Origin of the sequence: Novosphingobium sp. PY1 (assembly GCF_017312445.1) — a bacterium.
In the GTDB taxonomy this organism is placed as follows: domain Bacteria; phylum Pseudomonadota; class Alphaproteobacteria; order Sphingomonadales; family Sphingomonadaceae; genus Novosphingobium.
Genome location: NZ_BLTI01000001.1, coordinates 291,335 through 315,369, shown reverse-complemented (window position 1 = coordinate 315,369; position 24,035 = coordinate 291,335). Strand labels below are relative to the sequence as shown.

The window sequence follows — 24,035 nt, the reverse complement described above, 5'->3', positions numbered from 1 at the left end:
CCTGAGACGCACGAACCGGCGCGCCGAATACGGATTTTCAGAGGAAAGTCACCTCGCACGATATGCCGAGGCTGCTGACGTAGTCCTCGATTTCGTCCTTGTAGATCCTGTTCATGATCACGATCAGGCCCGGCTTGATCTTGGCCAGTTCCTCCGGCGCGACGATCGGATGGCCGGTGCCGGGCATGAAGTGACCGTGACGGTTGGGATTGATGTCCGTGACGCATGTCACTTCCTCGTCGAGATCGAGCGAGGTCAGGAACGACACCGCCTTGGAGCCCGACCCCCACAGCACCACCGACTTGCCTTCCGCCGCGGCGGCCTTGACCCTGTCTCGCCAGTGCGCCTTGTGGGCCGCCACCCGCTCGGGGAAGCTGGCGACAAGCTGCGCGAGATCCGCCAGCGAGCATCCGTCATCGCCTTCCTGCTTGCCCGAAGCCGTGGCCTCGATCGTCAGGTACTGGTCGTCGTATTCGATGGCAGTACGCGAAACCGCGAAGTCGCAGTCCTCGAACAGGCGGCGCAGCGAAGTCTCGGTGAAGTACGAGCAATGCTCGTGATAAATGTCCTCGAACGCGCAATGCTCCAGGATGCGGTAGGTCTCGGGCACCTGGAAGAAGACGACGGTGCCCTTGTCCTCGGTCAGTCCGGCCCGGATCGTCGAAATGAAGCTCGCCGTGTCCGGGATGTGCTCCAGGGTCATCTTGCAGCACAGGAAGTCCGGCTCGCTGGCGCAGTGATCGGGCCGGAAGTATTCCGGGATCAAGGTCACCCGCTCGGCGCCCTCGACGCCTTCAAGCCGTTCCGGCAGCGCGCCGGGATCGACTCCGACGCCGGAATTTTCCCCCAGTTGCGAGAGCAGGACGAGGAATTCGCCCTTGCCGCAGCCGATCTCCATGACCTCGCGCCCACGCAAGCCGTGCCGCTCGATCAGTTCCGCCGCAAGATTGCGGTGGAAGCGCGAAAACGTCGGAGAGAACCCTTGCGTCTCCTCGTAGCGTCCCGAGTATTCGGTTAGGAACTGGTCGAAGCTCGCATTGAATATGAAGCCGCAGTTGCTGCAGAAATGCAGCGCAACTTCACCGCGCAGACACCCAAGCGCTTCCTCGCGCGTTGCGAACAGGATGCAGGAGTTCGTCGGGACGTTCTCCACCTTGTAAAACAGCTGCGTCTGAGCCGCCGCGCAACTGGGGCAAGCCACCGGCGTCCCTTCACGCGCGAGCGCGTCTTGGGTCCGCGCCGAAAGGGCTGGATCGACCAGGTTCATTCGACAATCCTCGGTTCGGGGACGGGGACAATGAAGCGGCCGCCGGCATCGCGGTATTCCTGCTGCTGGGCGAGGATCTCGTCCGCGAAATTCCAGGCCAGCATGAGCACGAAATCGGGCTTGCGGGCGACCAGTTCCTCGGGCGCCAGAATGGGCAGGTGTGCGCCGGGCATCAGCATGCCCTGCTTGTTCACATTGCGGTCCACCACGAAATCGAGCTGACGGGTGTCGAGGCCGCAGTAATTGAGCATCGTCGCGCCTTTGGCCGCCGCGCCGTAGGCGGCGATCGAGTGGCCTTCACCTTTCAACTTGTAGACGAGGCCGAGCAGCTTTTCCTTGAGGGTATCCACCCGCGCCGAAAACTCGGCGAAAAAGTCCAGCGTATCGAGCCCGATGGCCTTTTCGTGGGCCATGAGCTTTTCGACGCTCTCGCCGGTAGCCTCGAAGGGTTCGACGAAGATGCGCAGCGAGCCGCCGTGGATCGCCAGTTCCTCGACCCGGTTGAGGAACAGCCCGTGCCGCCGGAACAGGTTGTCCAGCGCCGTGACCGAGAAATAGCACAAGTGTTCGTGATAGATCGTGTCGAATTCGACATGCTCGATCAGTCGCAGCAGATAGGGCATCTCGATCACGGCCACGCCATTGGGCTTGAGCAGGTTGCGGATGCCGGCGACGAAGCCGTTGGTATCCGCCACGTGGGCCAGCACGTTGTTGGCGTGGACGATGTCGGCCTTGCCGTGCTCGCCCACGAACTTGCTTGCGAATTCCTCGGTGAAGAAGTCGCAGAGCGTTGGGACGCCCACCTTGCGGGCGGCGGCGGCGGGACCGTCGGCCGGATCGATGCCGCAGACCGGCACGCCGTGCTCGACATAGTTCTTGAGCAGGTAGCCGTCATTGCTGGCCAGTTCCACGACCAGGCTCGATGGACCGAGTTCCCGCTCGTCCAGCCGCTGCAGGACGTTCGCGCGCGAATGCTCGAGCAGCGCCGGCGAGAAGGACGAGTAGTAGGGATAAGCGTCTGCGAAAAGGATTTCGGGCGCGACCGTTTCCAGGATCTGGACCAGCGCACAATCGGGGCAGAACGCGACCACGAGCGGGAAGGTCAGCTCGGGCGTATCGCCATCCTCGGGCCGGATCAGCCGGTCGGCCAGCGGCGTGAAGCCGAGGTCGAGAAACGGATGGAGCGACTGGCCGCCGCAACAGCGGCAGGCGGTTTCGGTCTGCGATGCAACGCCGGGTTGATGCAGGAGAATCTGGTTCATGTAGTCCCCCTCAGGCTACGGCAAACTGTTGGACCGGGAAGAGGTCTTCGTTGAGCGACCCTTCACGGATACGCTGCTGGATGTGCGCGATACGCTTGAAGCGCGGCCCTTCGAACTGCTCGACGGTCAACCCGCTGGACGTGAAGGCCGCGAACAGCTGCTCGACGCCGCGCCGGCAGGTCCATTGCGGCTTGAAGGCGTGGAGCCGGCGCGCGATGTAATTGCAGTCCACGCGGTAATTGCGCAGGTCCGGGCTGGCATCGTCGGCGAAAGCGATCTTCGATCCCGGCACGACATCGCGCACGATCTCGGCAATCTCGCGGATCTGGTAGTTCTCGCTCGTCTGCCCGACGTTGAACACCTCGCAGTGGACGTCTTCGCGCGGGGCTTCGACCGAGGCGATGTAGGCGAGCGCAATGTCCTCTACATGGACGATGGGCCGCCACGGCGATCCGTCGCTCTTGAGATGGACATCGCCGGTCGTCGTCGCCCACGCCGTCAGGTTGTTGACCACGAGGTCGAAACGCAACCTGGGCGAGAGCCCATAGGCCGTCGAAGCGCGCAGGAAGGTGGGGCTGAAGGTTTCGTCGGCAAGAGCGAGGATGCCCTTCTCCGATTCCACCTTCGACACGCCATAGGGCGTTACCGGATTTAGCGCGCCGTCCTCGGTGATGAAATTGTCGTCCGAGGCCCCGTAATTGGAACAGGACGAGGCATAGACGAAGCGCGAAACTCCTGCCGCCTTGGCAAGGCGTGCGAGGTCCACCGAGGCCCCGGTATTGATTTCCTGCGTCAGTCCGGGGCGATAGTCGCCAAGCGGATCGTTCGACAATCCGGCAAGGTGAATGACCGCGTCGAAACCGCGCAGCCGGTCGATGGCATCGGGTTCGAGAACGAAGCTGCGAACGTCCTGACCGATCGAGGCGATGTTCGGAATCGCACCTGAAAAGGTGCACTCGGCGAAGAGATCGCTGTCGAGACCGACTACTTCATGCGCTCGCTCTAGCAAGCGGGGAGCCAGCACTGTCCCGATGTACCCCAGATGCCCAGTCAGCAGGACTTTCATGAACCGTATCCCTCCAGAGTTTCCAGGGCGCCTGGCCCGACATCCAGTAATCGTTGAGAATCTGCTTTTCACGCATGGTATCCATGCACTGCCAGAACGAGGTGTGGCGGTAGGCCATGAGCTGGCCGTCCTGCGCCAGACGGGAGAGCGGGTTCTGCTCGAACATCTCCTCCTCGCTGTCGATGTAATCCATCACGCCCGGCTCCAGCACGAAGAACGCGCCGTTGATCCAGCCTTCGCCAAGCTGCGGCTTCTCGGCAAAGCAGGTGATCCTGTCGCCGTCGAATTCGAGGTGGCCGTAGCGTGCCGGCGGGCGGACCGCGGTCAGCGTGGCGAGCTTGCCGTGCGACTTGTGGAACGCCAGCAGCTTGGGAATGTCGATATCGGCCACGCCGTCGCCCCATGTGACCATCATCGTGTTGTCGCCCAGCCAGGGCGCCAGCTTCTTGATGCGTCCGCCGGTGCCGGCCTTCATGCCGGTTTCAACGAGATCGACGTTCCAGTTGGGCGCGCAGTCGGGCGAATGGCGCACCAGTTCACCAGTCCGCGTGCTCAACGAGACCGATCCGGAGACCGAGAAATGCTCGTGGAACCAGCGCTTGATGAATTCGCCCTTGTAGCCCAGCGCAACGCTAAAGTCGTTGAAGCCATAGTGGCTGTAGATCATCATGATGTGCCAGAGCATCGGCATGCCGCCGATCTCGACCATCGGCTTGGGCCGGGTTTCGGTCTCTTCCGACAGTCGCGAACCCAGGCCGCCGGCCAGGATGCCTACTCTCACCTTGGAGAAATCATGCATAGTCATTTGAACACCACCTGTTTGAGCTGGCGGGGGCCGATCTGCCCGGCGAAATTGCGCTTGAGGAATGCGGCCATCTTCGGCGAGATCATGCCGGCCAGTTCCAGCGAATAACGGCCCAGTTCCACCGGCGTCAGGCTGCGGCGGATCAGGCCCGCCCAGAGCCGATAGGGCGCCACGACATCGCCGTGCCGCGATGCGATCCGGAACAGATGGGACGCCAGCTGGATGTGCTCGGCCGCGGCGCTGCGGCTCTTGCGCCCTGTCTGCCAGAGACTGCGCTGCAGCTTGTCGTCGATGTTGATCGAGCGTTCTTCGTGTTCGCGGTTGTAGAACACCGCATCCTCGACCAGCAGGAACTTGCCCAGGATTGCCATTTCGGCCAGCAACGCGCGGTCCGATCCGTAGTAGGAGCGATGAAGCATCGAACGCTCCAGCAGCTCGGGCCGAAACACCCCGAAGATCGGGAAGCAGGTCTTCGACAGGGCTATCGTCTGCCTGAAGCGCTGCGCCGGATCGTCATTGTCGATCGAGGGCGTCTCGTATTCCGGAATCTCGAAAATCTCGTCCTTGGGGCTGATCTGCAGGGTCCTGCCGTAAGCCAGGCCTACGTCGGCGCGCGCTTCCAGTGCATCCACGCAGGCTTCGAGATAGTTGGGGCTGAGGCGATCGTCGTGCGCGCACCACTTGAAGTACTTCCCGGCCCGGTAGGTGAAACCCAAGTTGTAGTTCGCGGCGGCGCCGATGTTTTCCTTATTCCTCACCAGAACGACGCGGCTGTCCTTGCGGGCGTAGGACGAGACAATATCCGGTGTGTCGTCATGGGAGGCGTTGTCTGTAACGTACAACCTGAAATCGGTGAGCGTCTGACCGAGAATAGATTCTATAGCGTCGGCTATGTAATCTGAACCATTAAATACTGGCAGAGATAATGTTACTTTTTCAGCTCTATCAGTCATGCTTTCACCAAATCGGAATAAAATAAAACGGAAACGACGCCCTCAAGCAAAGTTGAACTTCAGGACCGGAAATCGCATCCAATTCACGACTCATATTGGCATGTTAGGTCTGGGGCAGGAATCACGCACTGTGGTTAGACCGAAGGAGCAGAACCCTAGCCCAAAGGGGCAAAGGGATCGGAAAATCGTTGCGATTGCGTGATTTACCTGGAGACGTGCGGCAGCCCAGAAATCCAAGTGCAGCGCTTTGCAAGCTGCGGAAACGCCCCGCGAGGAGCGCCCTGCGGCAGATCGTGCGATCACGCAAAGGATTGCCGCAGGGCCGGTTCGCGCACGCGCCCTGACTGTTGCAACTTTTCCTCGAAGATATCGATGAACGCGCCGATCCAGCTGTCGGGCGTGTGACAGAGCGAATGGGCATCTGCAAAGCCCGCCCGGCTCATGCTTTCGACCAGTTCGTCGTCGGTCGCCAGCTCTCCCATCAGGTTCGCCAGCTTGTCGAAGCGATCGATGTTGAAGGTCCTGGCAAAGCCCAGCCGGACCGCATCGTCGGCGAGGTAGGCATGCGATGCCAGAATGACCGGAAGCCCGCTCATCGCCGCCTCGAGAATCACGAGCCCGAAAGGTTCGGTGACCCTGCTCGGTACGATGATCGCGCGGCATTGCCTGGCTATTTCGGCGATGCCTTCCCGGTCCTGCCAGCCGATGACACGCGCGTACTTGCTCTTGCGCGCTTCTGTGGTCCCGAGTTGGCCGCTGCCGATCAGGGTGATCTTTTGCCCGGCAGCAACGGCCGCCTTGATCGCAAGGTCGGCGCCCTTGTCGTGGCCAAGCCGGCCGACGAAGAGAAAGCCCTCGTTGCGCTCCGCCGCCACCCGCTGCTCGGTCCAGGCCTGCGCGGGATTGGGGATCGCGACCCTGTTCGGGGCCCGAAATCCACTGCTGGCGAATTTCTCCAGCATCCGGTCATGCAGGAAAGTGAAGGTCGCGCGATTTTCGGCAAAACGCGCAACACTGTTCAAACGCATGTGCCGCAATGCGCGCCAATACTTGCGCGCGCTGCTGATCCGGTCGCACTGGCTCGCGAGGCATTGCGCCGAGAGCGAGCGGTGCTGGCACGGCGTAGCGCTCGGGAAATGGCTAAATCCGCCATTGGGACAGATGTTGAAGAAGTCGTGACAGGTCACGATCAGCCGGTCCTCCACCTCGCGCAGTGCGCGGAAGATGGAAGGGGACAGGATCTGCGACCAGTTGTTCAGGTGATAGACCGTGCCATGGGTATCGTTGTCGCGGATCCAATCGGCAACCATGCGCTCGGCAGCGGGATTGTGCAGCCCCTGCATCAGCGCACGGCGCGCCGGGAGGTCGAGCAATGCGTCCGATCCCAAGGTCACCTGCGTCACGCCCATGTCGCTCAGCCGCGATGTCGGCGCATCGCCGCAGATATAGGTTACCGGGTATCCCAGCCGGCGATAGAGCCTGACCGCCTCCAGCGCGATAACGGTTGCGCCTCCGCGCGATGCAGAGGCAAAGTCGTTGATGACGACCACTTGATCGATCGCAGTCATCGGGTCATTCGCTCCCCCTGAGATATTGCGAGCGGGCCGACCGCATGCCGAGCGCCGCAGACACCTTGCCCTCGGCCGTGCCCACGCGCGGTACGGCGCCTGTCGCAGATCGTGAGGCCGAACGGCCGCGCGCAAGGCCAGCAAAGCCGCCGACGCGCCTGCGCACGTCCATCACTACCCTCCCGGCCCGCACGTCGAAGTGATGGCAGCCGGTTATGCCGGGCTCGAAATCCGGCTCGATCGCATAGGCGAGGCTTTCCCGGTAGTTGTCGAGGGACAGGTCCTCGATTTCCATAAGCCGCACGCCGTAGCCGTACGTGCCGTGCGAATTGTCCTGCGCGGGGCGATAGAGCCTGCCGTCCAGATCCAGGATACGCCCGGCATTGCGTGCCTCGCGCGCGTCGACGACGACGGGATTGAGGGCGTGGGGTTCCAGCTTCGCAAGATCGGGCCCGTCGGCGCGGAAGATGTGCAACTGCGTGTTCATGTCGAGAAAAGCGTCGTCGGAGATATTGGTGAAAAGCCACCAGTTGCCGTCGATCAGGTTCAGCGTCGAATCGGCCGCCACAACGCCCTCCAGCGCAGTGGCGTGCAGTTCCCAGTCATGCGGAAACGCGCGACACTTCCAAACTTCGAGCCGCCGAACCTCGCAGCATTCGGGCATCATGTAGAGCTCGCCCTCGTGCTCGAAGAGATGGGGAAATGACAGGTGGTAATCCCGGCGCAGCGCGACCTGAATGTCGGTGAGCTGTCCGTCCTCGAAACGCCCCACGCTGATGTGCCCGCGCCCGGTGCGGTAGTCGAACTCCTCGAAGAAGCAGTACAGCGCCCCCGCCCGCTCCCACAGGAAGGGATCCGCGAAATAGCTGTTCCTCGCCGAGACATGCGGCGTTGCCCTCGCGGGATCGAACTCGGACCACGCTGCGGCGTAGGACTTGAGAAAGAACATGCCCGGGCGTGCGCCCAGCTTCTCACCGACTTTCTCAACCACTTTGGCCACCCCGTCACCCCCAAGACGAGCCAGATAGGTACAAAGACCAGCTCCTCCCGGCTGCAGCGGCTCTGCGGACCTGGGCAAGGAAGGCAGTTCGGATGCTTGCGACTGATGCGCCCGCTTCAAGGCGTTGACGATCAGCGGCACCGCCTTTTCGAGCATGAAGTCCTCGTTGCGCGTGGCCAAGAACTTGGTGTTGAGCCGCCCCGTCGCGATCGTGGTCTCCTCCTTGTCCGCAGCGCCGCGCAGTAGCGAAATCGCTATGACCGGATCACGCGCGAGAATCGCGGCCATCGCCGTAGTCCCGGCAGGGCGCCGCAGGAAATCGGGGTACCAGATCCCCAGCCGTGCAGCCTCTGACGGAAAGATCCCGACGGCCCGGCCTGACAGATCGACGATCACGTCGAGGTCCATGCCCACAATCGCAAGGTGATCGTCACTGGCAAGGATCGGGAATTTGCCAGGCCGGTCAGCCCCATCGAGAGGGTCTGAGCCCTGCAGCTTGCCCACGACCCTGCGTTCGAACGCGTACCATGTGCGGATCAGGCCGGTACCCGATGATAGCTCCATGCCCGAAGGACAGGCGATGAGGGCCCGCAGGTCGAAACGCGGCTCGGCCTCGATCTGCTCCACCAGACGCGTGCACCATCCGGCGGGCCGATCGGGCGTTGGCAGAACGATCGCAATGCGCAGAGCTTGCATCCTCATCAACCGGCTGCGTGTGGGGGCGCGTCGAAAGGCAATCGGGGCCCACCCCGACAGCGCCTGATACCTAACGATAGGTCGCGACCGCGATGCTTCCCATGCCCTATTAGGCGGTAGCTACAATGGGCTGCGCGCACGAAACGGGCAGCAGCGCTAATCCATTCGGATTGTTCGGAATCCCTCGCCCGAGACTGGACCGGTCAGTTCGCGACCGGCGTTGCGGGCATCTGCGCCGGGTCCAGCGACGGCAGCACGAAGTTCCTGCCGCCGATCAGGTCACGGCCCAGCCAGTAAAGCGTCTTCGGGCTCTTGATCGCGCGCTTGAGCGAATAGGGCAGCCAGGCTTCGCCATAGGGAATGTACAGCCGTGCCCCGGCCCCGTAAGGCGCGCCTTCGCACAGGGCAGCCTCGATAGGCAGCGGATAGACGAACTCCTGCTCGAACGGCGTTCCCGCCTCGGCAAGGATGCGCATGGCCTCTCGCGCAAGCGGCGCATCGTGGGTGGCGACGCCCACGAAGGCGGCCTTTCCGGCAAGACGCCTGATGATGCCGAGATACCCTTCGCGCAAGTCGATACCGGGATGGTCGGGATCGATCCACTCGCCCTTGACCACCCGCACGCGCACGCCCAGCTCGATAGCACGGTCGGCATCGCGCAGACTGCGCTTCCAGCGACCGGGAATGGCAAGGCCGACACCCTCGCGCGGATAGCGCTCGAGAGCCTTGAGCGTGTCGTCCGTCTGCGGCGGCGCGTGGGCATCGAATATGACCGGAGCACCGACCTTGCGGGCCTGCGCGACGACTTGTTCGACCAAGTCCTCCCGCTCCTTGAGCGCGGGCAGTTTGGCGGCGAGCGCGCCATTGATGCGACCCTCGCCGACCAGCGAGAGGATCCTCGAATATTCGCGCACGACAATTTCGGGGTCTTCGGTTCCGTCGTTCCAGTAACACAAGGTGCAGCGCAGGTTCTGCTGGCCGGCACGCAAGGCCAGGTCGGCAGCATCTTCCAGAGTTTCGCCGGCCACGTACTTGCTGGTTGCCCGCTTCAGAACCGGACCGAGAATGGACTTGAGAGCTTCGCGCATCGTTCCCCGCAAATGCATTTTCTCAATCGTTTCACGACGACCCTTTCAGGATTTCGGCGTGACTTCGCGAGACTTCCCCTATGCCCTGACAATAGTCGGACATGCGCGGGTGCCGGTATCGTCCATTGGCATTTAACCCGGAAGAGTAGTTCGCAGGGGCCCGGTCTATACTCTTGCGCGGCAGCTTGCCTTGCAGTCGCCGGTGCGGCGTGCAAACTGCAGGCAGTGGCCCGCCTGGTCTTCAGGCGCCTCCATCCCTTTCCTGTCGGCGACGCTGCGATGAAACCGTTCGGATACTCGATCCTGTCACTGGTGGCGGTGATTGCCTGCCACGGCCCGGCGCTTGAAGGCGCAAGCCACAAGCAGGCCGACGTGACCGAAGGCGCAATCACCGAAGCGCAATTCGTCGACTCCATGGGGGTCAATGTCCACCTCAACTTCACCGACGGCGCCTATGCCCGGCTCGACCGGGTTCGCGACGACATGCGCTATCTGGGACTGGTCCACGTGCGGACCCACGACGGCGGCGACACCGTACCGCTCTCCGACTATGCCCGCCTCGCCTCCGAAGGCCTGCGCTTCAACCTGATCGCGACGGCGGACCAGATGGACCGGAACGTCGATTTCGCGGCAAACCTCATGGCCCAGGTCCCCGGAGCGGTCGTGAGTATCGAGGGCTTCAACGAGATCAACAACTGGCCCGTCAGCTATCGCGGCCTGCACAAGGACGAAGCGGGGCGCGCGGCGCAGCGCGATCTCTATGCCAAGGTCAAGGCGCATGCCGACCTTTCGCACCTGCCCGTGCTCTATTTCACGGGCGGAGAAGCGGTTTCGGACCTGTCGGGAATGGCGGACTGGGCGAATGTCCATGCCTATAGCAACAATGCGCAGCAGCCCGGACCGGCGATTCGAAGCGCGTTCGACAAATACACCGGCAAGGCAGCAAAGGCACCGCGCGCCAATACCGAATTCGGCAATTTCACGCTTCCCGAAGGCTGGCCCGAGGGCAAGCCGTACTGGGCCAACTACACGCAGCTCGGCATCGATGAAGTCGCCCAGGCCAAGCTGGTCCTCACCGCCTATTTCGAGGGCGCCGAGAGCGGCATCAGGCGTAGCTACATCTATGAACTGCTGGACGAGAAGCGCGATCCCAAGGGAACGGAGCCGGAATTTCACTTCGGCCTCTTCACTTTCGAACATCGGCCCAAGGCCGCGGCAAAGGCGCTTCACCGCCTGACCGGGTTCCTGGCCAAGACCCGCTCCGACAGGAACGAAGGCCCGATCGGGGCCAGGCTGAAGACGGCGGACGGATCGATCGGCATACTTCCGCTCCAGCGCGAAGATGGCAGCCTGATCGTTGCGCTGTGGAGCCGGGCTCCGTTCTGGCGCTGGGACCAGACTTACGCGGGTCCGGCCCAGATGCCTACGAAGCAGGTGGATCTGGTTTCATGGTTCGGCAGCGGGAAGATCAAGGCCGTCGCTTTCGACCCGCTGGAGGATACGACCGTAAAGATCAAGGTTCGGGGTGGACGCAACATCAGCGTCGCGGTGCCGAACTACCCGATCCTCATCTATCTCCAGAAGGGGTAGCAGGCTCCTTGCAGAATCGGGCGACCCAGCGCCCCGCGGTCTGATTGACCTTCGGGACGCTGGGCCGCGGGACCTGAAAGAGCGGGGGGACGGGTTTCAGGCCCGTTTCGGTTCAGGCGCCGTCGGTCGTGCTGACGTTCACGCCCAAGCTGGCCGAACCGCTGGCGCCTTCCTTCGAGGCCGAGCCACTGCCCGAACCCGATGCGCTGGAGCTGGCATTACCGGCCGAAGCATTGGCCGAACCGCTGCCGTTACCGCTTGCCTGGGTGCTGGCAGCCGTGCTGGCGGCGTTGCCGGCCGCGCCGCGAACCTGCGAACCCAGTGCGGTGGCCCGATCGCGCACGGCGCCAGCCGCGCTACCGGCGGCGTCGGTCAGCTGCGAAGCCGATGGCGCCGAGCCGACCGGCAGGTCCGCAGCACCGGTCAGGGCCGAGTTCGCCGAACCGGAAGCCGAGCCGCTCGCGCCCGAGCCATTGGCGGAGCCCGAAGCCGCGCCGGTCGCCGACCCCATGGCGCTGCCGCTGGCCGAACCGAGCGCACCCTTGGCGCTGCCCACCGCGTTGCCGGCGGTATCACGCGCGGTACCGACGAGGCCGGTGGCGCGGTCGCGGGCATTGGCGGCGGCACTAGTGGCCTTGCCGGTCAATGCGGAAGCATCCGGCGCGGAAACCTCGGGAGCCGTGACCGACTTGGAGGCCGACGCCTCGCCCGAGCCGTTGACGGTGGACGTTACTGTGCGGCCGGCGCGCGAAACCCCGATGTCGCCCATAGCGCTACCGGCGCCGCCAATGGTGCTGCCGACGCTCCCGACGCTCCCGCCAAGGGTTCCGCCGATCGAGCCGCCGAGGCCGCCCCCAAGGCTGCCCCCGCCAAGCAACTGGGCATTGGCTGCGCCCGGCAGGGCGACGAGTGCCAGGGTAGCGATTGCAGTTGCGAATGTGAGCTTCTTCATGATCTTGCTCCTTCCTTTGCTTTCCTTCCCTTCGGCGTGAACCTTGCCTCGGGGGTCTCTGGTGGAAGGAACGGATGGCACTTTGCCTTTCATCCGCGCGGGGGCCGATTTTTTTGAAAGTTTTTTGACTTTGTCGGTCAGGCGCCCTTGCGGCAGGCCCCGCAGAGCACCCCGCGCCCGGTCCGGCCCGATCCATCGATCGCCTCTGAATCGACCGCTTTGAGCGCCGTTACGGAGCTGCCGAGGCGCGGATACCGGGCCGCAATGCGGGCCGCGGCAAGCGGCGCGGCAAAGGAGGTCCCGCGCAAGGGTATGCGCCCCCGGCCGGGCACGAGCGCGGACATGTCCGCTCCCGGAGCCGCGTAATCGAGATGCAGCGCCTTGCCGGCCTCGATCAGGACGCGGCCCTTGCCATCGACCCCGGTCACGGCAACGACGCCCGGGTAACTGGCCGGGTAGGCCGGGGGCGCCGCGGCGCCGTCATTGCCCACGGCCGCGACCACGACCATGCCGTGCGCACGCGCTGCGGCAATGGCTTTGGCGAGCAGCAGGTTTTTTGGGCCGACCAGGCTGATCGAGACCACCGGCACGGCGTTCTGGCGCATCCAGCCGATTGCCTTGGCAATCGCCAGCGCATTGCCGCCAGCCGGGTCGTCTCCATAGACGTCCGCGCCATAGAGCCTTGCCGTTCCGGCACCGGCAAGGAGCGAGGCGATCGCCGAAGCATGTTCGCTGGCCTTGGGCGCCCCTTCGGCAAACCCGCGCTGGCTGGCCAACCGGTCGGACCCGGCGATCCCGCCGTCGATCACACCAACGGTCCCGCCCAGTGGCAGGTCTGCCCTCGCGGCGGACGATGCGGCCACGCTCAACGCGCTGCCGGACGGAAAATGTATCTGGTCAGCCGTGATCTCGCGCTCGGGAAGCAGCTTGCGCAGGGACCGGATCGCCTTGCCCAGCGGGCGGCCGCCCGGCACCGACAACCGTGCATAGGCAAGGCCGAGACCTTCGATAGTTCCCTGTTCGATCACTCCATAACCCGCGCCTTCGGCCCGGGCGACGTCCTCGCCGGCCGGATCGATCAGGAGCACTTCCCCGCGCCGCGCGGGCGCGCCGGTGTCGTCGAGTTCCACCGTCTCCCGGTTGCTGCGGGCAAAGCGGGTCAGGCGCTGCACCCGTTCGCGCGCGAGGCCGCGGGCACTTCGCGCCACATCGCGCACCGGCTCCAGCGCGTCGCGGGCGGTATCGCCCAGATCCTGCGTCACCTGCCCCAGGGTGCCCAGCGGATCGCCGGGCAACGGCAGGCCCAGTTGCGCGCGCGCCGGACCTGCGATCAGCAGGATCACGGCCGATACAAGGGCGCATCGCTTGAGGTTCCGGGTCTTCATGGTCTTGTCCGATAACAAAAAAGATAGCACTCAGGGATGAAACGTTCCCGTCCATCCGTTTCATCCCCAGGCAAGGCAATTCGATGAGCACGACACGCTTCTGCGAGGAACTGACAGCGCTGCTGCCGCGATTGCGGCGGTTTGCGCGCGGATTGACGCAGGACAGTGCCGATGCCGACGACTTGTGCCAACAGACGATCGAACGGGCGCTGAAGGCCCGCCAGCAGTGGCAGGAAGGCACGCGGCTCGATGCTTGGGTATACAGGATCATGCGGAACCAGTGGATAGACGAAGTCAGGGCAAGAACGCGCCGGTCGCAGACTTTCGTCCATGAGGACGAAGGCGCGAACGTGGGCGTGGCCGGCGACAGGGACGCGGAGAACCGCGTGGAACTCGGCAATGTCGACCGGGCCCTGCAGCGCCTGCCCGAAGAACAGCGCGAGGCGGTCGTTCTCGTGATGGTCGAAGGCTTCGGCTACAAGGAAGCTGCGCAGATTCTCGGCATTCCGCAAGGAACGCTGACCTCGCGGCTGGGACGCGGGCGCGAAGCCCTTTTGCGCGAACTGGGAGAAGCGGCATGAAGGTGACCGACGAAGAGCTGATGGCCTATGCCGACGGCGAGCTTTCGCCGGTCGACGCTGCGCGGATCGAAGCCGCGATCGCTTCCGATCCCGACCTCGCCTTGCGACTCGATGCCGAACGCAAGCTACGGGCTGCCTTGCGCGGCCATCTCGATCCCGTTGCCGAGGAGCCCGTTCCGGACGCCTGGAAGGCAATGATCGCCGCCGCGGCCGAAGAGGACGCGCAGGCCGAGGAACGCAAGGTCGTGAGCCTTGCCGCCGCGAGGGCCGAAAAGGCGAAGAAAGCCGCGCAGGAAGCCAGGGAGACGGCCCGGGCGCGCCCGTTCATGCAGCGCTGGGGCACCGGCGTCGCCATTGCCGCTTCGCTGGCCCTGGGGGTGTTCATGGGCACCCAGCTTACGCTCAAGGGCTCGGTAACCGACCGCGATGGCACACTTGTGGCCTCGGGCGCGCTGGAACGTGGGCTGGACACCCAACTGGCCGCTGCGAGCGACAAGGGATCGCTCCAGATCCTGACGAGCTTTCGGCGCGGCGACGGCGACTACTGCCGCGTCTTCGCTTCCGGTGGCACCTCCGGTATCGCCTGCAAGGACGATCGCGGCTGGGTGCTCGAACGCACGATCGACGGCGGGGCGCGGCAGGGGACCGAATACCGGCAGGCGGGCTCGGCCAATTCCGAACTCATGGCCGCCGCGCAGGACATGGCCAAGGGCGCCCCGCTCGACGCGGAGCAGGAGAAGGCTGCGAAAGCGAATGGGTGGAAGGACTGAAGGCCGCAAGCTGCGCGTGCCCCTTCGGCGGGCTCAGGATGATCGGGCTTATCTCGTCACCCCCGCGCAGGCTGGGATGACGGTGTCTGAGAAAATGACGCTCTCTGGGTAAACCTTCAGATTGCCGTTCCGGCCTCCAGTAATGCCACCGCGGCGTCCGCGTCTTCGGGTCGGGCCATGGCCCGACCGATCAGCAGCAGCGCGGGCCCGTCTCCCAGCGCGGTGCGGGCGGCGAGGGGGAGCAGGTCGAGGCGGGTATGGAAATGGCGTTCCTGCGGCAGGCTGGCGCTTTCGACCAGGGCAACCGGTGTATCGGCGGGAAGACCGGCCTCGATCAGTCTGGCCGAGACTTGCGGGGCCGCCGCCTTGCCCATGTAGACAGCGAGCGTGCCTTCCGGATCGGCAAGTCGCGACCAGTCGAGCTGCAGCTCCTCTCCGGCGCGCGCATGAGCGGTCACGAAAGTCAGCTTGCGGGCAAGACCGCGCAAGGTCAGCGAGGCGCCAAGGCTGGCCGCCGCTGCGCTGGCGGCGGTCACGCCCGGGCAAATTCCCACGATAACGCCCGCTTCGCGGCAGGCTTCGAGTTCCTCGGTGGCGCGGCCGAAGATCGCCGGGTCGCCGCCTTTGAGACGCACGACTTTCTCTCCCTGCAGCGCGGCTTCGACAATCAGCCTGTCGATCGTGCCCTGGTCTTTCGAGTGGCGACCGGATCGCTTGCCGACATGGACGAGGCGTGCCGAGCGCGCGGCCATCTCGAGAATCTCGGGACCGACCAGCGCGTCATAGAAGACCACGCTGGCCTCGCCGATCAGGCGTTCGGCCTTGCGCGTCAGCAATTCGGCATCGCCCGGACCGGCACCGACCAGCCATACCGATCCGGCCGGGAAGTCCCCTTTGAACACATCGGTCATTCTGCAGCTTCCCTTTCAAGCGTCGAACAGACTTCCAGCAACCGGGCAATCGCCGGCCGGCACGATCCGCAGTTGGTGCCTGCGCGGGTGCAACCGCCCACTTCGGCCACTGTCGCCGCGCCCTCGTTGACCGCCAGTTCGATGTCCTTCTCGCCCACGCCGTGGCAGACGCAGACGATCGGACCGCGATCCGGCAAGGGCGCGCTCGGGCGTCCGGCAAGCAGTTCTGCCGTGCTCGCCTCGTCAAGGCCGAGCTGGTCGGCCACCCAGCCGCGCGAGGGAAGTTCGCCCGAGCGGGTGAGGTAGGCTGCGGCAACGAGCGAGCCCCCTTCCCCGCGCACCGCGATGCGGCGCATGCCGCGCGCAATGTCGGCGACTTCCAGCCGTTCGCCGTCGGGCAGCAACGCGCTGATGTCGATCGCCCCTTCGCCCGCGAGTTCATAGAGCCAGCCCGCCTTGATGCGCGAACGGGTCCAGTACAGCAGTCCCTCGGGCGCGATGACGTCACCGCGCACGACGAAGGCCCGCCACGCGGGCGAAAGGGCGACGACACGCGCGGCGCCGTTCTTGAATCCGGGTTGGCCGGAAACGGGATCCACCGCCTGTGAGGGCAAACGGTTGGAGCGCCCTTCCCCGGCCATGGCGTCGGTCCAGTGCATCGGCACGCAGACTTCGCCGCGGCGTTGCCCCGTGGACACCTGAACCCGATAGACCGCCGATCCGCTTGCCGTCTCGACCCTGCCGAGGCCGCCATCGACAAGGCCGAAGGTTTCGGCATCGGCGGGATGCACTTCCAGCAGCGGCTCGGGACGGTGCTGCGAAAGCGTGGCCGACAGACCGGTGCGCGTCATCGTGTGCCATTGGTCGCGATAGCGCGCGGTGTTGAGGCGCAGCGGGAATTCGGCGCTCGTCACCGGCGCCGGTGGCCGCACCGACACGAGCCGGGCCTTGCCGCTCTCCGTAGGGAAGCGCCAGGCCAGCGGCCGCTCGCCGCCCCACTGGAACGGCTCCATCGCTTCGTATTCATCGTCGCTCAGCCGGGCATGATGCGTCAGGTCGAGGACCTTTCCGCGCGCCTTGGAAAGCGACGTCATGAGCGCGTATTCACGGAAGATCTGCGCAGGCTTGTCCCAGGCGAAACTCTCCGCCCAGCCCATCCGCGCCGCGACGTCGGCCATGATCTTCCAGTCGGCGCGGGCCTCTCCCGGCGCAGCGAATAGGGCACGCTGGCGGCTGACGCAGCGTTCGGAATTGGTGACGGTGCCGTCCTTCTCTCCCCAGCCATGCGCAGGCAAGCGGACGTGGGCGAACCTGGCCGTGTCGGTATCGGCAATGATGTCGGAGACGACCACGGTCGGGCAACGCGAAAGCGCTTCGCGCACGAATTGGCTATCGGGCAGCGAGACGGCCGGATTGGTGGCCATGACCCAGAGGAACCTGATCTTGCCCTGATGAATGGCGCGGAACATGTCGACCGCCTTGAGGCCGGGCCCGGCGCATATGTTGGGCGCGTCCCAGAAGGCCGAGACATCGGCGCGTTCCTGCTCGGAAAATCCGAGATGGCACGCGAGCGTGTTAGCCAGTCCCCCCACCTCGCGACCACCCATTGCATTGGGCTGGCCGGTGATGCTGAACGGCCCCGCGCCAATCCGGTTGATCCGGCCTGTCGCGAGGTGGAAGTTGATGATCGCATTGCCCTTGTCGGTGCCGCCTACCGACTGGTTCGCCCCCTGGCTGAACAGGGTGACCATGCGCGGATGCTCGGCAACGATATTGCACAGCTTGGCAAAGAGTCCCGGGGTCACGCCGGGATCGCAGTCAAGCCCATCCCAGAAGCCGGCGTCGGCTTCGACCCGATCGCGCAGGAATGCCTGGTCCAGCTTGCCGCGCCGGTTCATCTCGGCCAGCAGGGCGTTGAACAGCGCGGTATCGCCATCGGGGGCGATCGGCACGTGCAGGTCGGCCTGCTCCGCCGTCTCGGTACGGCGCGGATCGATGACCACGATCTTGGTGCCGCGCCGCTCGCGCGTCTTCTCGATGCGCTGCCAGACGACCGGGTGGCACCAGGCGGTGTTCGAGCCGACCAGCAGGACAAGGTCGGTCGCGTCCAGATCCTCGTAAGAGCACGGCACGACATCCTCGCCGAAGGCGCGGTTATGGGCGGCCACTGCGCTCGCCATGCAAAGCCGCGAATTGGTGTCGATATTGCCGCTGCCGACGAAGCCCTTCATCAGCTTGTTGGCGACGTAATAGTCTTCGGTGAGCAATTGTCCCGAGACATAGAAGGCGACGCTGTCGGGCCCGTGCCGGGCGATGCAGTCGCTCATCCGGTCGGCGACGAGATCGAGCGCGTCGTCCCAGCTCGCCTCGCCCTGGCCGATCATCGGCCTGAGCAGGCGGCCCTCCAGCCCTACCGTCTCGGCAAGGTGGGTGCCCTTGGAGCATAGCCGGCCGTTGTTCGCCGGATGCTGCCGATCCCCGACGATGGCGACCCCCCGATCACCATCGCCGGAAACCTCGGCAGTGATGCCGCAGCCTACTCCGCAATAGGCGCAAGTCGTGCGGATCACCTTCATGGCGATCAGGCCGCCGCCCGGGTCTGGGCGGTATCCGTCTCGCCTGTGCCGATAACGGCGGAACGCAGCAGGTAGATGCGCCCAGCATCGACCTTGAGCGGAATGGTCGGGACGCAGCCCTCGTCATCGCCCAGCGCCTTGCCGCTGCGCAGCGAGATGTTCCAGTTGTGCAGCGGGCAGGTCACGACGTCGCCGTGGACGATGCCCTGGCTGAGCGGCCCCTGCTTGTGCGGGCACTTGTTGCGCAGCGCGAAGAATTCGTTGCGCATCGTGTGGAACACCGCGATTTCCTCGCCCCCTTCCACCGGAAGGGTGCGCGCGGTGCCGGCTTCGATCTGCGAAATCGGTCCGATATCAAGCCAGTCGCCGATCATTATGCCTTCTCCAGTTCCAGGGCCATGTCCAGCGGACGCACGGTGGCGATGTGGGCGTGCAGGTCCTTTCGGTCTCCCGCGGCCCGCTTGGCCCAGGGATCGTCCTGCATGAATTGCTGCGAATAGAGGAACCGGGCAGCGTAGGTCCGGACCGCGCCATCTTCAGCCAGCTTGTCCTTCACGTATTCCAGCCCGACCCGTTCGACCCAGGGAGCTGTGCGCTCGAGATAATGTGCTTCCTCCCGGTAGAGCTGAATGAAGGCAGCGCACATCTCGAGCGCATCTTCCTCGCTATCGACCTTGCAGAGCAGGTCGGTCGCGCGGACCTTGATGCCGCCGTTGCCGGCGATGTGCAGTTCGTAGCCGGAGTCGACGCAGACGACCCCGAAGTCCTTGATCGTCGCCTCGGCGCAATTGCGCGGGCAACCGCTGACGGCGATCTTGAACTTGTGGGGCATCCACGAGCCCCAGGTCATCCTCTCGATCTTGACGCCAAGCCCGGTCGAATCCTGCGTGCCGAAGCGGCACCATTCGGAGCCGACGCAGGTCTTCACCGTGCGCAGCGACTTGCCGTAGGCGTGGCCCGAGACCATGCCGGCGGCATTGAGGTCGGCCCAGACGGCAGGCAGGTCTTCCTTCTTGATGCCGAAAATGTCGAGGCGCTGTCCGCCGGTCACCTTGACCATCGGCGCGTTGTACTTCTCGACGACATCGGCAATCGCACGCAGTTCGGTGGGGTTGGTAAGCCCGCCCCACATGCGCGGGACGACCGAGTAAGTGCCGTCCTTCTGGATATTGGCGTGAAGGCGTTCATTGACGAAGCGGCTCTTCTGGTCGTCTTCGTATTCGCCCGGCCACGCGCAGAGCAGATAGTAATTGAGCGCGGGGCGACACGAGGCGCAGCCGTCCGGCGTGGTCCAGTGCAGTTCCTGCATGACCTCGGGAATGACCTTGAGCTGCTTCTCCACGATCAGCTTGCGTACGTCGTCATGGGTAAAGCTGGTGCACTTGCACATCGTCTTCGGGCCGCTCTCGACTTCGCCGCCCAGCGTCACCGCCAGCAGGCTTTCGACGAGGCCCGTGCACGAACCGCAGGAGGCCGAGGCCTTGCAGCCGCTGCGCACGGCATCGAGCGAGTGTGCCCCGCCGGTGATGCACTGGACGACGGCGCCCTTGGAAACGCCGTTGCAGCCGCAGATCTCGGCATCGTCCGAGAGGGCAGCAACGGCGGCGTTAGGGTCCGCGAGCGCACCCCCGGACGCGAAGGCCTGGCCGAAGATCAGGGCCTCACGGATTTCGGAAACGTCCTCGCCCTTCTTCATCAGGTCGAAGTACCAGGAGCCGTCGGCAGTATCGCCGTAAAGCACTGCGCCCAGGACCTTGTTGTCCTTGACGATGACGCGCTTGTACACCCCGCGCGAAGCATCGCGCATGACGATGTCCTCGCAGTCCTCGCCGCCGGAGAAATCCCCGGCCGAGAACAGGTCGATCCCCGAGACTTTCAGCTTGGTCGACGTGACCGAGCCTTCATAGCCGGTCGGGCTCTCGGTAACGAAGTCGGCCAGGGCACGGCACATGTCCCAGAGCGGCGCGACGAGGCCGTAGCACATGCCGCGGTGCTGGACGCATTCGCCCACGGAGAGGATCGCCGGATCGGACGTGACCATGTGGTCGTCGACCATGATGCCGCGCTCGACCTCGAGGCCGGCGGCGCGGGCAAGGCCGGTGGCCGGGCGGATGCCGACGGCCATGACGACGATGTCGGCCGGGATCTCGGTGCCGTCATCCAGCATGACCCCGGCGACCTTGCCGTCCTTGCCGAGGATTTCCCTGGTATTCGCACCGGTCAGGATGGTCTGGCCACGGCGTTCCAGCTCGGTCTTGAGCAGCCAGCCGGCTGCCTCGTCGAGCTGGCGTTCCATCAGCGTGGGCATGAGGTGGATGACCGTGACCTTCATCCCGCGCAGCGAGAGGCCGTGGGCCGCTTCGAGGCCGAGCAGGCCGCCGCCGATGACGACGGCATTGCCGCCGCCCCTGGCGTTGCCGGCTTCGGCCGCACCGAGCATCTTGTCGACGTCATCGAGGTCGCGGAAAGTAACGACGCCATCGAGGTCCTTGCCCGGCACGGGAATGATGAAGGGATCGGAGCCGGTGGCGATCAGCAGCCGGTCGTAGGGTTCGGCGCGGCCGGACGCGGAAATCACCGTCATCGCCTCGCGGTCGATGTGATCGACCTTGTCGCCCGAGATCAGCGTGATGCCGTTATCATCGTACCATTGCTGGGTATTGATGACGATTTCGTCGAAGGTCTTCTCACCGGCCAGAACCGGAGAAAGCATGATGCGATTGTAGTTCACCCGCGGCTCGGCGCCGAAAATGGTGATGTCGAAGCGCTTCGGATCGCGCGCCAGGATTTCCTCGACGGCGCGGCAACCCGCCATGCCGTTGCCGATCACCACGAGCCTTTCCCGGCCTTGGCCGGGAAGGTCGCCCTTCTCGAAGTTCATCGGTGCATTCACGTCACGTCTCCGTTCGCAACGCGCACACAAAAAAACCGCCTCGTGCCTGTTCCCAATCGGGAAAGGTACGGGCGGCGTCGTTGCCACGCGTCTGTAAATCTGAAGGCGAGGCGCTCAATTCGTCCAACGGTGGACGGACGCTTTCTCGCTTGGGCTTGTTTAACCGATTCGCCGTGTGCGGCGCAAGACGGTTTTTTGCAGTGCAGCAGGAAAAGGTTGATTATTCATACAAATCAGATGTTTATGATTACAGATCGACCTTACCCCGGATGGAATGGCGGTGGAAAGGCGAACAGTCTGAACCTGGCGACCGTCACCCTGAAACGAATTCAGCATGACGGTCGACCAGTGGTACTTCCCCTTACCAGCTCTTGTAGGGAAGGAACTTGCCCGACATCTTCACTTCGATGCGATCGCCCTTCTCGTTGGGGATCTTCTCGACGGTCATGTCGAAGTCGATGGCGCTCATGATGCCATCGCCACCCTTTTCCTGAATCAGTTCCTTCAGCGTTTCGCCATAGACGCCGACAATCTCGTAGAAGCGGTAGATGCACGGATCGGTGGGGACGGTCGCCTCGAACATCTTCTTGGGATATTCGGCCAGCACGACCGCTGCCTCCTGCGGCAGGCCCAGGCCTTTAGCAACCTTGTCGGCGCTCTCGCGCGGAAGCGAATTCATGCCGAGGCATGCCGACGTCACGAAGACTTCCTGCATCCCGGCCATCTCGGCGATCTGGGCCCAAGTCACGCCGCCAGCGCGCTTCTTTTCATAGATCATGTCGGTGACATCGGCCTTGGTCATCATTCCGGGATCTCCTCGGTTCTGGGGGTGGAAACTCTATTGGCGCTACCATGACTAGCGCCAGGCTCGCGCTCGTTGCCGCGTGTCGCGATGGACAGGGCAAGGGCCAGCGCCAGGGCGGCGCTGATCGCCTGCCACAAGCGTTCCGGTCGCCGAGCCAGCCAGGGACGCGGCGGCGGCGCGGCAAGCGCGGTATTGGGATGGGCAAAGTCGTACGTGAATTCGGACAGTTCTTCGTAGCGATCCGCCGGATCGAGCGCGAGTGCCCGTGCCAGTGCGGCATCCATCCAGTCGGGCACTTCGGGGTTGATCTCGCTCGCCGGGATATAGGCCAGCTTCCTCTGCGCCGACCGTGTACGCGCGGCGCTGAGACGCACACCGTAGGGAAGGCTGCGGGTCAGCATGAAATAGGCGATTGCGCCAAGCGACCACAGGTCGGACTTCCGGCTTGCGCCAGCGCCCAGCCATATTTCCGGCGCGGTGAACTGCATGGTCCCGGCGAACATCGCATCCTCCGCCCGCGGCGCCAGCTCGTCGAGCCCGGCTACGAGTGCGGAGCCGAAGTCGATGATCCGGGCTGTCCCCTCACTGTCGACTATGACGTTGGCGGGTCGCAGGTCGCGATGGAGGATCTCTAGCCGATGAAGCGCCTGCAGGCCGGAGGCGACCTGCTTCACGATCGAACGTATGGCCACAAGGTCGGTGGGCCCGGACTGGAACCCGACCCAGTCCTCCAGGGTCGCGCCTTCGAGAAATTCGGTAACCGCATAGGCGTGTCGGCGAGACGCTCGCGCAGCGGGCGCGCCCAGAACGTGCGTATTCCTGACGCGCCGCGCGATCCATTCCTCCAGCATCAGGCGGCGCAGCTCTGCCGGATCCGCACCATTTTCGGTGGAGGGCACCTTGATCGCCACCCGCTGCCCGGTCTCATCATCGCGCGCGAGATAGACGTGGCTGCGATGCCCGGCATGCAGCTCGCGCAGGACCGTGAAGCCTTCGAAATCCTGCCCGGCAATCAGATGCGGCGCAGGCGGCAGCGCCGCTTCTTCCCCCGCAAGATCGTCCAGGTCGCTTTGCGGCAAGTCCTCCACGCGAAGGATCTGGACCGTGAGATTGTCCTCGCTGCCTGCCGCCAGCGCGGCATCGGCGAGGAAGCGCGCCGCCGCGTCGAGGTCCTCTCCCCTCGCCGCCTCGAGGAAGGCAGTGTCGGGCAGCACGTCGTGGACGCCGTCGCTCGTCAGGATGAAGATGTCGCCCCTCGCCACCGGCACCTTGCGGCGGTCGATCTCGACGCGCCTGTCGATCCCGAGCGCGCGGGCAAGATAGCTTTCCCCCCCGCCCAGATAGACGCGGTGCGGTTCGGTCAGCGGCTCGAAGACCGAGCCGCTGACCCGCGCCACGCGCGCATCGCCGACATGAAAGACGTAGGCCGAGCGCGACTTGAGGACCAGCGCCGAGAGCGTGCAGACCATGCCCCGCTCGCGCTCCTCGTCGGACAGGTTCGTGCCGCGCCCCTTGAGGTTCTGCGCGTGCATCCAGGAATTCGTCGCAGAGATCACGCGGGCCGCGCTGGTCTGGACCGACCAGGCTTCGGAGGTCGCGAAATAGTCTGTAAGGAAGGACTTTACCGCGGTCTCCGCCGCTGCCGCGCCCAGCGCGCTCGTGCTGATTCCGTCGGCCAGGGCAAGGGCCACGCCCTTGGTCCACAGTTCCTCGCCATCGGGAACCAAGGCGCCATGGAAGTCCTGGTTCGCCTCCTTGGTTCCGGCCGTCGAATACTGGCCGATGGTTACGGCAAGCTGGTTTCGCAAGGATCCGTCCTCGCCTGCGGCAGGCTCAGGTAATCGGGAAAGGGATCGGGAGGGTTTGC

19 protein-coding genes are annotated in these 24,035 nt (G+C 64.5%); 3 read left to right on the top strand and 16 right to left on the bottom strand.

Annotation, left to right across the window (positions count from 1 at the left end; all coding sequences use genetic code 11):
- Positions 1–37: 37 nt before the first annotated feature.
- The 8 genes from J3474_RS01465 to J3474_RS01430 form a co-directional block, all read right to left on the bottom strand.
- The gene (locus J3474_RS01465) at positions 38–1,267 is read right to left on the bottom strand and encodes a class I SAM-dependent methyltransferase (protein ID WP_207092855.1); all 1,230 of its coding nucleotides are present in this window, start codon (positions 1,265–1,267) and stop codon (positions 38–40) included.
- Positions 1,264–2,529, bottom strand: a complete 1,266-nt coding sequence (locus J3474_RS01460; RefSeq protein WP_013832343.1) for a class I SAM-dependent methyltransferase — start codon at positions 2,527–2,529, stop codon at positions 1,264–1,266. Before J3474_RS01460 ends, J3474_RS01465 begins: the two co-directional genes overlap by 4 nt.
- A gap of 10 nt (positions 2,530–2,539) precedes the next feature.
- Positions 2,540–3,595, bottom strand: coding sequence for an NAD(P)-dependent oxidoreductase (locus J3474_RS01455; protein ID WP_207092854.1), 1,056 nt, complete (start codon positions 3,593–3,595; stop codon positions 2,540–2,542).
- Positions 3,519–4,400 carry a glucose-1-phosphate cytidylyltransferase gene (gene rfbF, locus J3474_RS01450; protein ID WP_274378217.1) on the bottom strand — a complete coding sequence of 294 codons (882 nt, stop codon included), beginning with the start codon at positions 4,398–4,400 and terminating at the stop codon, positions 3,519–3,521. The genes J3474_RS01455 and rfbF overlap by 77 nt, the downstream gene beginning before the upstream one ends.
- The gene (locus tag J3474_RS01445) at positions 4,397–5,353 is read right to left on the bottom strand and encodes a glycosyltransferase family A protein (RefSeq protein WP_207092853.1); all 957 of its coding nucleotides are present in this window, start codon (positions 5,351–5,353) and stop codon (positions 4,397–4,399) included. The genes rfbF and J3474_RS01445 overlap by 4 nt, the downstream gene beginning before the upstream one ends.
- A gap of 299 nt (positions 5,354–5,652) precedes the next feature.
- A complete protein-coding gene (locus J3474_RS01440) occupies positions 5,653–6,921 on the bottom strand; it encodes a glycosyltransferase family 4 protein (RefSeq protein ID WP_207092852.1) in 1,269 nt (422 codons plus the stop codon).
- A 4-nt stretch (positions 6,922–6,925) separates the two neighbouring features.
- Positions 6,926–8,623 carry a hypothetical protein gene (locus J3474_RS01435; RefSeq protein ID WP_242528129.1) on the bottom strand — a complete coding sequence of 566 codons (1,698 nt, stop codon included), beginning with the start codon at positions 8,621–8,623 and terminating at the stop codon, positions 6,926–6,928.
- Between the two features lie 197 nt (positions 8,624–8,820).
- On the bottom strand, positions 8,821–9,705 hold the full coding sequence (locus tag J3474_RS01430; protein WP_242528128.1) for a proline dehydrogenase family protein: 885 nt from the start codon (positions 9,703–9,705) through the stop codon (positions 8,821–8,823).
- Positions 9,706–9,930: 225 nt separating this feature from the next.
- Here J3474_RS01430 and J3474_RS01425 point away from each other — a divergent pair, with 225 nt between their 5' ends.
- Positions 9,931–11,295: a calcium-binding protein gene (locus tag J3474_RS01425; protein ID WP_242528127.1), complete on the top strand. Its 1,365-nt coding sequence runs from the start codon at positions 9,931–9,933 to the stop codon at positions 11,293–11,295.
- 112 nt (positions 11,296–11,407) lie between these two features.
- Here the strand turns inward: J3474_RS01425 and J3474_RS01420 are convergent, their stop codons facing one another.
- Both J3474_RS01420 and J3474_RS01415 read right to left on the bottom strand, forming a co-directional pair.
- Positions 11,408–12,247 (bottom strand): hypothetical protein, encoded by an 840-nt coding sequence (locus J3474_RS01420; protein WP_207092850.1) that lies wholly within the window; start codon positions 12,245–12,247, stop codon positions 11,408–11,410.
- A gap of 137 nt (positions 12,248–12,384) precedes the next feature.
- A complete protein-coding gene (locus J3474_RS01415; protein ID WP_207092849.1) occupies positions 12,385–13,632 on the bottom strand; it encodes a S8 family serine peptidase in 1,248 nt (415 codons plus the stop codon).
- Positions 13,633–13,715: 83 nt separating this feature from the next.
- Here J3474_RS01415 and J3474_RS01410 point away from each other — a divergent pair, with 83 nt between their 5' ends.
- A complete protein-coding gene (locus J3474_RS01410; RefSeq protein WP_007013584.1) occupies positions 13,716–14,213 on the top strand; it encodes an RNA polymerase sigma factor in 498 nt (165 codons plus the stop codon).
- Complete coding sequence (locus J3474_RS01405; protein WP_207092848.1) at positions 14,210–14,983, top strand: anti-sigma factor; 774 nt, start codon at positions 14,210–14,212, stop codon at positions 14,981–14,983. The genes J3474_RS01410 and J3474_RS01405 overlap by 4 nt, the downstream gene beginning before the upstream one ends.
- 116 nt (positions 14,984–15,099) lie before the next feature.
- Here the strand turns inward: J3474_RS01405 and cobA are convergent, their stop codons facing one another.
- The 6 genes from cobA to J3474_RS01375 all read right to left on the bottom strand — a co-directional run bounded on the left by cobA (position 15,100) and on the right by J3474_RS01375 (position 23,976).
- Positions 15,100–15,894 (bottom strand): uroporphyrinogen-III C-methyltransferase, encoded by a 795-nt coding sequence (cobA, locus tag J3474_RS01400; protein ID WP_207092847.1) that lies wholly within the window; start codon positions 15,892–15,894, stop codon positions 15,100–15,102.
- Entirely contained in the window at positions 15,891–18,470 is a 2,580-nt protein-coding gene (locus tag J3474_RS01395; RefSeq protein ID WP_207092846.1) for a nitrate reductase, read from the bottom strand. The genes cobA and J3474_RS01395 overlap by 4 nt, the downstream gene beginning before the upstream one ends.
- 5 nt (positions 18,471–18,475) lie before the next feature.
- Positions 18,476–18,844, bottom strand: a complete 369-nt coding sequence (gene nirD / locus J3474_RS01390; protein WP_007013580.1) for a nitrite reductase small subunit NirD — start codon at positions 18,842–18,844, stop codon at positions 18,476–18,478.
- Positions 18,844–21,351, bottom strand: coding sequence for a nitrite reductase large subunit NirB (gene nirB, locus J3474_RS01385; protein ID WP_038575673.1), 2,508 nt, complete (start codon positions 21,349–21,351; stop codon positions 18,844–18,846). Before nirB ends, nirD begins: the two co-directional genes overlap by 1 nt.
- Positions 21,352–21,724: 373 nt before the next feature.
- A complete protein-coding gene (gene cynS, locus J3474_RS01380; protein ID WP_038577141.1) occupies positions 21,725–22,165 on the bottom strand; it encodes a cyanase in 441 nt (146 codons plus the stop codon).
- Positions 22,165–23,976, bottom strand: a complete 1,812-nt coding sequence (locus tag J3474_RS01375) for a bifunctional protein-serine/threonine kinase/phosphatase (RefSeq protein WP_207092845.1) — start codon at positions 23,974–23,976, stop codon at positions 22,165–22,167. The genes cynS and J3474_RS01375 overlap by 1 nt, the downstream gene beginning before the upstream one ends.
- Positions 23,977–24,035 lie beyond the last annotated feature (59 nt).